The organism is Loigolactobacillus backii (assembly GCF_001663675.1).
GTDB lineage: Bacteria > Bacillota > Bacilli > Lactobacillales > Lactobacillaceae > Loigolactobacillus > Loigolactobacillus backii.
Genome location: NZ_CP014880.1, coordinates 1 through 7,030 on the forward strand (window position 1 = coordinate 1; position 7,030 = coordinate 7,030).

7 protein-coding genes are annotated in these 7,030 nt (G+C 37.9%); all 7 read right to left on the reverse strand.

The features are described from left to right. Window positions 1–327: 327 nt before the first annotated feature. Window positions 328–1,413 carry a MobV family relaxase gene (gene mobV / locus AYR53_RS13200; RefSeq protein WP_068281359.1) on the reverse strand — a complete coding sequence of 362 codons (1,086 nt, stop codon included), beginning with the start codon at window positions 1,411–1,413 and terminating at the stop codon, window positions 328–330. Window positions 1,414–2,084: 671 nt separating this feature from the next. Next, window positions 2,085–2,411: a bacteriocin immunity family protein gene (locus AYR53_RS13205; RefSeq protein WP_046870862.1), complete on the reverse strand. Its 327-nt coding sequence runs from the start codon at window positions 2,409–2,411 to the stop codon at window positions 2,085–2,087. Between the two features lie 51 nt (window positions 2,412–2,462). Next, complete coding sequence (locus AYR53_RS13210; protein ID WP_068281360.1) at window positions 2,463–3,119, reverse strand: replication protein; 657 nt, start codon at window positions 3,117–3,119, stop codon at window positions 2,463–2,465. Between the two features lie 56 nt (window positions 3,120–3,175). After that, a complete protein-coding gene (locus AYR53_RS13215) occupies window positions 3,176–3,334 on the reverse strand; it encodes a protein repA (RefSeq protein ID WP_068281361.1) in 159 nt (52 codons plus the stop codon). A 533-nt stretch (window positions 3,335–3,867) separates the two neighbouring features. Next, the gene (gene mobV, locus AYR53_RS13220; RefSeq protein WP_068281359.1) at window positions 3,868–4,953 is read right to left on the reverse strand and encodes a MobV family relaxase; all 1,086 of its coding nucleotides are present in this window, start codon (window positions 4,951–4,953) and stop codon (window positions 3,868–3,870) included. Between the two features lie 543 nt (window positions 4,954–5,496). Next, window positions 5,497–5,838, reverse strand: a complete 342-nt coding sequence (locus AYR53_RS13225; RefSeq protein WP_068281362.1) for a hypothetical protein — start codon at window positions 5,836–5,838, stop codon at window positions 5,497–5,499. Between the two features lie 111 nt (window positions 5,839–5,949). Then, entirely contained in the window at window positions 5,950–6,705 is a 756-nt protein-coding gene (locus AYR53_RS13230; protein WP_068281363.1) for a replication initiation protein, read from the reverse strand. Window positions 6,706–7,030 lie beyond the last annotated feature (325 nt).

A 7,030-nucleotide genomic window follows, 5' to 3' on the forward strand; every position in this document is an offset into this window, starting at 1 on the left:
ACGTCCCCAAATCCCCCCTCACTCAAAAAGGAGTGAGCGAAGCCCACGCTCACATTTAACTGCGCCTCCCATTGGTCGTTGCTAAGGTCAAACCCGCGGTTAGGAAAACTTCGGGCACGCCCTCAGGCAGAGGTAAACACGGCAAGTAGCTAATTTAGTCCTAGCTATTGTCAGATAGCGTTAGTAGCTGCTAGTTAAAAACCGTAGCCATCAGTAACCTGTTGTAGCTGGTGATAGCTTTGTCGTAAGGCACAAAGTTAACTACGTTCAATCTAGTGAGATGGTAAATTAAGCTCTTAAACGCCATTTTAAGCTCGTATAAGCGATTTAAAGATGTGGACCGCCTAATTCATCAGATTTATGTCTGTCGAGTTTCTGTGAGCTTTCAGGGGCTTTTTTAGACGATACTTTTAGTCCTGCACGCTCTAGCCACTTTTCAGGTAAATTAATACCTAGTTTTTTGTATAGAAACTCATCAACATTTCGTATAATGCCTTGAAGCGTTCCTACTAGTTTTTGCAATCGCTCATTTTCTTTTTTCAGTTCATAGTTGCGGCCCTTGGCTTCACTCAAATCATTACGTAAACTATGATTTTCTACTTCCAGATGAATTTTTTCAAAGTTATAAGCGTCGCTAGTCACCGCCCTTTGTTCCAAATCAGCGAGATCAGATTTATCAACCGTGACTTTATTTTTATTCATCAAGGTGGGTTTACTAGCAATTTTTTTGGTATCCCGTGGTTTGATTTCATCAAGCTGTTTTTTAGTATCTGCAAGCTTTGCTTGTGTCTCTTGTTTTTCGGTCTCTATTTTTTTCAATTCTTCCCGCATAGCTTTGTATTCGGGTACTGATAAATTCTTACGCTCTTTATTTTTGTTACCACGTTGAACAGCAAAGCCATTTTCTTTGAGGTACTGTGGTAATTCCTCTTGAATGTGCTGTAAGGCTTCACGATTGAATATACGCTTAGCTGAGAGCTTTTTACCATCATCAAAGGGCACAATGCCCATATGCATGTGAGGGGTCTTCTCGTCCATATGAACAACTGCATAACGAATATTTTCGTCACCATAGTTATCTGCAAAATATTGTTTGGCTGTTTCAAAATATTTACGGGTTTCGGCTTCGTCTAATTGCTCAAAAAAATCTTTGTCACTGGTTATAATCCACTCATTGACTAAAACAGCGTCTTTGCGAACTGCCCGCTTACTCGCTTTGTTTTCGTTGATATAGGCTTCAATATCCGTTTTAAAGTTATCAGTGCGCCCAGCCACTAAATCATAATTCAGGTGAGAGCGGGAAACATCAATATCTTCGTTGCTGTGATTAGTCGTTTTCCGTTGGTCATGATTGCCAATGCCGACTAAATTATCAGCTTTTATTTTCGTCATTCTAGCCACTGCAAAACTCATTGTATGCACCTCATTTCGGAGTTATCTTCCAGGTAAAGTATAATAACCCACTATACTTTACTTCGTAAAGGTGGGCTCGCCGAGGGGTCTTGCAGACGGCTCTGTCGGCTCTTTTGAGCCGAGTATCAGCGCACCCTATGGTGCAATTAGCTGATACCTGTTTGACGTTTTGCTGCCCTACTTTTTTAAGTAGGTATGCAAACCTCAAACTAAAATAAAAACCCCCTTCGACTTTTGTCAGGGGGCTTTTATTAATCAATAATTCTATTTAAAATCGCATAACAAGTGGGGTAAAGTGTAGACAATATCGCTACGCTCTCTTGCCCACACTTTACACTTGTAAGAGGGGCGCTTCGCTTCCCCTCTTAACTCCCCTCAAAGTCAAAACCGTGTCGATTGCGCTTCGCACAACGCCACCCAAAGTCAAGCCCACGGTTAGGAAAACTTCGGGCACGCCCTCAGGCAGAGTTAAATAGCGTTAATAGCTGATCTGGTCCTTTCTATTGTTCTAACTGTCGTTATTTTGAAATCAAGCATACTACATCAAATCATGCTATAGCACTAACAGTAAGATAAATCAGAAAATCAAAATATCAGTTAAAACGATGATGTGGCTAAAACGTAATTTAATTGCTAGAAGGAACAAATGAGATATTAAAGATACGGTCCTTCTAACGACCACCAAATCCACTAAAACCACCAAAAATCATTCCAATACCACTACCCGTTGTACTAGTTTGATATTTATCTGAGATAAGATTCAAATAGATAACTTTAACTTTTGGGGATAGGGCAGATTTTATCGCTAGGGGCGTTAAAAAAAATTGTAAATCACTTAAAATTTTTGGCAAATATTTTTTGTTTTTTAAAGATTGTTCTGCTTCCAGTAAAAATGGTTTTTCTTCAGTAGTTGGTGCATCAGCTAAAGCATTTTGTATATCAGTAAGTAATTTCACTTCAGTAGGTATTCGTTTTGTGTTGTTTTTAAAAAAGCTCATTAGATGATACCTTCCTTTCACTAATAATATAGTAACAACATCAATAAAATTTTAATCCGACATTTTATTGATGTTGTTACTAGCATACTGTTGTTTCTGCCAATTTGACTTGATATATTCTTTAATAAAAAGCGTATTCCTTTCAGTTAGAAGTTCGAACCAGCCAGCTGGTGCTTCCTCAGACATGCAATAATCTGCAAAGTCTTTTAAATGCATAATTTCATTTTCAGAAATAAAAGCCAACATGTCACGTAAGGCTTGGCGCTTATCGCCAGTAGAAAGAGCTAAGCAACTCTCTAAATCAAAGCCTCCAAAGGTCTCAATATCAGCATTATCATACTGATATTTTTCAGGATTATCCATATGTGTCAAGTACCTAACAGCGCCAGTTAAACTACTAATTCTTTGAGGAGCGGGCGCCCTTAAAGACCTAGCAATTTCATCAATTTGTTCAAAAGATTTGTTCCCTTTATAGTTCAAAACAAGATGATAGTGAGATTTTTTCTTTTTTCCATCAGGGTTAACATCTTTATCATGTAAGGGACTGACAGCAATAGGCTCTTGCCTGATAATATCTTTCCAATTTTCAGGAAGACTTTCAGGATAAACAACAATACCCCAATTACGACCACGTTTATAAGGCTGTTTTGTTTTGGGATTTTTATTCGGACGAGGTACCGTCCAATCGATTTTAGATTCACTTTTCATATGTTATAATTACCTCACAGACTTTTAGATTGCGTCCTATGCACAGGGCGCTTTTTTTATTGTCTATAAATAGTTCCAGCTTCTGCAACCTGATTAACCAAAAAATTAACCAATCCAGATTTAGTCATGCCATATTTCTGGGCCAATTCTTCCAGCTTTCCATTAGTTTCAACAGGTATAGACAAAGTAATTTTTTTCTTTTCAACTTCAACCATCAAAAAACCTTCTTTCTTACTATTTTTATCTCTATTCAATCATTATATTATACATACTTTAGAAATACAACATTTTTTATAAAATCTCAAAACCTCCCGAAAACCCCTAACCTAAAAGGTTTCTTGAAAAAAGTGTTCTGTTTAATGGACAATGGACACATGGGGGGTGTCGTAGTACCCCCATGTTTTTCGCCCAATTTTTATCCCACTCAAACCAAACCAAAATATGGGCTCTGCCCAAACCCGCAAGCTGTGTCAGCTTGACCCCATAAATGAGCGGGAGCACCCGCTCAAACTCACCCCGCACTCGCCGTGGGGCAGGCAAAAAAAGCAGGTGTGCTTTTCTTTGCATACGCAAAAGTGTTTTATCCGCTAGTCTATCAACTCCTTAAAGCCTCAAAAAGGGGCTAACTGCTAAAGCAGCAAGCCCCTTTAATTCGATTTACCGTTGACAGACACAAAGTTAACTACGTTCAATCTAGTGAGATGGTAAATTAAGCTCTTAAACGCCATTTTAAGCTCGTATAAGCGATTTAAAGATGTGGACCGCCTAATTCATCAGATTTATGTCTGTCGAGTTTCTGTGAGCTTTCAGGGGCTTTTTTAGACGATACTTTTAGTCCTGCACGCTCTAGCCACTTTTCAGGTAAATTAATACCTAGTTTTTTGTATAGAAACTCATCAACATTTCGTATAATGCCTTGAAGCGTTCCTACTAGTTTTTGCAATCGCTCATTTTCTTTTTTCAGTTCATAGTTGCGGCCCTTGGCTTCACTCAAATCATTACGTAAACTATGATTTTCTACTTCCAGATGAATTTTTTCAAAGTTATAAGCGTCGCTAGTCACCGCCCTTTGTTCCAAATCAGCGAGATCAGATTTATCAACCGTGACTTTATTTTTATTCATCAAGGTGGGTTTACTAGCAATTTTTTTGGTATCCCGTGGTTTGATTTCATCAAGCTGTTTTTTAGTATCTGCAAGCTTTGCTTGTGTCTCTTGTTTTTCGGTCTCTATTTTTTTCAATTCTTCCCGCATAGCTTTGTATTCGGGTACTGATAAATTCTTACGCTCTTTATTTTTGTTACCACGTTGAACAGCAAAGCCATTTTCTTTGAGGTACTGTGGTAATTCCTCTTGAATGTGCTGTAAGGCTTCACGATTGAATATACGCTTAGCTGAGAGCTTTTTACCATCATCAAAGGGCACAATGCCCATATGCATGTGAGGGGTCTTCTCGTCCATATGAACAACTGCATAACGAATATTTTCGTCACCATAGTTATCTGCAAAATATTGTTTGGCTGTTTCAAAATATTTACGGGTTTCGGCTTCGTCTAATTGCTCAAAAAAATCTTTGTCACTGGTTATAATCCACTCATTGACTAAAACAGCGTCTTTGCGAACTGCCCGCTTACTCGCTTTGTTTTCGTTGATATAGGCTTCAATATCCGTTTTAAAGTTATCAGTGCGCCCAGCCACTAAATCATAATTCAGGTGAGAGCGGGAAACATCAATATCTTCGTTGCTGTGATTAGTCGTTTTCCGTTGGTCATGATTGCCAATGCCGACTAAATTATCAGCTTTTATTTTCGTCATTCTAGCCACTGCAAAACTCATTGTATGCACCTCATTTCGGAGTTATCTTCCAGGTAAAGTATAATAACCCACTATACTTTACTTCGTAAAGGTGGGCTCGCCGAGGGGTCTTGCAGACGGCTCTGTCGGCTCTTTTGAGCCGAGTATCAGCGCACCCTATGGTGCAATTAGCTGATACCTGTTTGACGTTTTGCTGCCCTACTTTTTTAAGTAGGTATGCAAACCTCAAACTAAAATAAAAACCCCCTTCGACTTTTGTCAGGGGGCTTTTATTAATCAATAATTCTATTTAAAGTCGCATGACAAGTGGGGTAAAGTGTAGACAATATCGCTACGCTCTCTTGCCCACACTTTACACTTGTAAGAGGGGCGCTTCGCTTCCCCTCTTAAACTCCCCTCAAAGTCAAAACCGTGTCGATTGCGCTTAGTACAACGCCACCCAAAGTCAAGCCCGACACACCTTACCTTTTAACAAAAGGTAAACGAAAAAGCCTCATCAAGCAGACATTTGCGTAAAGCAAACTGACTGCTTGATGAGACTAAAGGTCAAAACCGAATTACTGATTAGTGGGTATAAAATGAAATTCGGCTAAGGGTATTACGCAAATTTCCCCAAAAATTAAGCTTGTTTGAAACGTTAGATTCTTGTAATTGTGAATTAACATATTCGGCAAGTTGCACTAACTCAATCGGCAAACCAGAAATGCGTTTACCAAAGGGAAGTGTCTTGTCTGCGTTAAATAAATCGTATTGGAGAGATTTTAGAATATCTGTATAGGAAGTATCACTATCTAAATCTTGTTGGTATATTAGCAAGTTTTGCCGTAAAGCGTTAAATTTTGTGGCATCAGCTTTTTTATATGCCCGATCAATTAGAAGTGATAATTTTTTTTGCTTTTCGTCCATAATCATTCCTCCTCAATAAGTTATAGAAAGTCCAAGACATTTTCATCTGTTAATGTTTTTTATAAAACACATGGTTTCCGTAACTATTAACGTATCCATATAAAAAAATTCCTAAGAATTTACTAGCTTAGATTTATCTAAAATTTCGAGGCGGTAACTTACAATTTTACGGCCGCTTTTCAGCGATGTTAAAAAACAATCAATGTTTAGTTTAAGTTCTAGTTCTTCCATAGCTCGATTCAATATGCTTGTATAGAATCGACTGTTAGAAACTTTCTTGTCTGTGCCTAAAAACCAACTTTGCCATTCGCTAACGGGAGCTTCAATCGTTGTTCTAACTTCATTTCCACTGCGTTTGGCCTCCCATAGTTTTAATAGGATTAATGTGTATTTACCCTTAATTCGAGATAATTCCCAAAGATGAAAACTGTAAAAATTTTTAGTTAAGCCAAAAACTAAAGGGGCGGCATCTTCTGAAAAACGAAATCTAACGGCACCATCTACATAAAAATCAATCATCGAAAATAATTGAGTCAGTCTTATACCCCGAGTACCGTCATCGCGTCGCACTGGTAAATAAAGTGCAGTGTTTTCATTTAAACGTTTAAAGGCAGCAGCTATACGTTGATAGTTTTGACCAGAAGTATTTAAACCGAAATGCTTAATTATTTCCAGAGCAGTAACTTCGTAGACTTCACGGGCTTTATCTTCTTTTTTTACAAAGCTAAAACAATAGTCGAGAACGCGCTGTTCAAAAGAACTTAATCCCCCAAAGGCTTTAGCTAGATCGTTACCTTGGTAAACCATGTATTCTTGACGCGAAAGTAAATTTTCAATGGCTAGTACTGCTTTTTTACTAGTCGACATATTTTACCCCCTTCCCTCAGCATTTTAACATATAAGCACAATAAACACATAATCTTTATTTTTTTTAAAAAATGTGTTTTTTGACGTATAAAATGTGTTTTTTGGCGTACAAAATGTGTTTTTTGGCGTACAAAATGTGTTTTTTGGCGTACAAAATGTGTTTTTTGACGGTTGTATCCCTTGGTAATGCTGACTTTTAACAAGCCCTAATGTATTTAAATGTATTTAAATGTATGCCTAGAATGTATGAATTAACGCGCGTACGTAAAAAAAATAAAAATTTCACAAAAAAATACGACCTGAGATATGATTTGGGGACGGCGTT

Coding starts and splice junctions, on each gene's coding strand:
- mobV (WP_068281359.1), bottom strand. CDS start 1,413: ATGAGTTTTGCAGTGGCTAGAATGACGAAAATAAAAGCTGATAATTTA.
- AYR53_RS13205 (WP_046870862.1), bottom strand. CDS start 2,411: ATGAGCTTTTTTAAAAACAACACAAAACGAATACCTACTGAAGTGAAA.
- AYR53_RS13210 (WP_068281360.1), bottom strand. CDS start 3,119: ATGAAAAGTGAATCTAAAATCGATTGGACGGTACCTCGTCCGAATAAA.
- AYR53_RS13215 (WP_068281361.1), bottom strand. CDS start 3,334: ATGGTTGAAGTTGAAAAGAAAAAAATTACTTTGTCTATACCTGTTGAA.
- mobV (WP_068281359.1), bottom strand. CDS start 4,953: ATGAGTTTTGCAGTGGCTAGAATGACGAAAATAAAAGCTGATAATTTA.
- AYR53_RS13225 (WP_068281362.1), bottom strand. CDS start 5,838: ATGGACGAAAAGCAAAAAAAATTATCACTTCTAATTGATCGGGCATAT.
- AYR53_RS13230 (WP_068281363.1), bottom strand. CDS start 6,705: ATGTCGACTAGTAAAAAAGCAGTACTAGCCATTGAAAATTTACTTTCG.